Consider the following 1,381-nt stretch of genomic DNA (forward strand, 5'->3'; position numbering starts at 1 on the left):
CTCCGGGCGCACTGCCCCCAGGCGCAGCGGCCGTCTGATTCCTTTCAGCCGGCGCTGCCGGCAATCCGGTTGCGTCCCGCCCCCTTGGCACGGTACAGCCGCGTGTCGGCCACCTCGACGAGCCCGGCAGCGGGACGTGCACGCCCATGGCCACGCCTTCGAGGACGTCGTTCTGGCAGGTCTCGCCCCAGTGCATCGCGAACGAGCTGTAGTCCATCAGTTCCGAACCGGAGAGGTTGATGGTGAACGTCAGGGCGCCGGTCGAGACGGCCCATTTGCCGGACAGGCCCGTGTCCTTGACCGTGGACGAGTTGGTGTTCACGGCCGTTTCCTCGTTCTCGCGGTAGTTGCAGTTCGAGCACTTGATGTAGCTGTTCGAATTGAGGATGTTCTGCGCGTTGGTCGCGCCGTTCAGGGCGTACAGCTTGAAGTCGCCGCCCTTGTTGTTCCAGCGGTTGTCGAGCGCGAAGCCGTAGTCCCAGACGGTGCCCTTGGTGGCGTTGTCGGGGGTGTAGTGATTGGCTTCGGTGCCGGCGGCATTCCACGTGTCGGACAGGAACACGTCGCCGTAGCCGATGCCCTTGCCGGTCGCACCGGTCAGGCCGTCCTTGCCCCACGTCGGGCTGACGCCCGCCTTGCCCGCGAAGCTCGTGTTGATCGTGATGGTCAGCACACTCCCGGCGCGCGCGATCGTCGCCTTGGAAATATTGTATTGGGTGCCGCCGATGACGTCCGCGGCGCCCTGGTTGTCGTAGCCATAATAGGCGGTGACGCCGGAGTCGGTGATGGTCGCGGCCCACCCCTGGCTGGCGCCGAGGATGAATGCAGCCGAAACGGCCAGCTTGATCGCTTTTTTCACAGACTCTCCCGGATATATTTACACGTTGACCAGTATCAAGTCGTATCATGCCACGGATAAACTTAACTTGTAAATAAATTATTTATTATCCATAAGAGCCGTGATCTTTTTACAACTAGTCGCGGTGGCGTGGTATTGCGGTCATGCCCGTCGGGTTTTGCTTGCCATAAACGGCCTTGCCCCACGAAAATGCACCATTCATCTATAACAAGATCAGCGATGTTCTCCCGAGCCTCCCCACCTCCGCGCACCAGCCGCCTGGCCGCCGTCCTCGTGGCCGTTGTTCTCGCCGCCGCGCTTCCGGCCTGCAAGCAGCAGACGGCGGAGCAGCAGCGGGCCCACGCTGCGCAATTGCGCGCGAACGGGGATTTCCGCGGTGCCCTCATCGTCCTCAAGAATGCGCTGGACGCCGACCCGCGCAGTGCGGACACGCGCTACCAGCTCGCCCAGGTCTACCTCGACCTGGGCGACAGCACGACGGCCGAAAAGGAAGCCCGGCAGGCGCTGGACCGGGGCCATGCG

At 63.0% G+C, this 1,381-nt stretch carries 2 protein-coding genes; one reads left to right on the forward strand and one right to left on the reverse strand.

What is annotated here, in order from left to right; genetic code table 11:
* Window positions 1–859, reverse strand: an 859-nt coding sequence (locus tag ACEN88_RS31745; RefSeq protein WP_413346149.1) for a hypothetical protein, incomplete at its 3' end; no start/stop codon positions are given.
* 219 nt (window positions 860–1,078) lie between these two features.
* Between ACEN88_RS31745 and ACEN88_RS31750 the strand changes: the two genes are divergently transcribed.
* A partial coding sequence (locus ACEN88_RS31750) for a tetratricopeptide repeat protein (protein WP_413346150.1) occupies window positions 1,079–1,381 on the forward strand: 303 nt, incomplete at its 3' end.

The sequence above is a fragment of the Massilia sp. CT11-108 genome (assembly GCF_047302915.1).
GTDB lineage: Bacteria > Pseudomonadota > Gammaproteobacteria > Burkholderiales > Burkholderiaceae_D > Telluria > Telluria orientalis.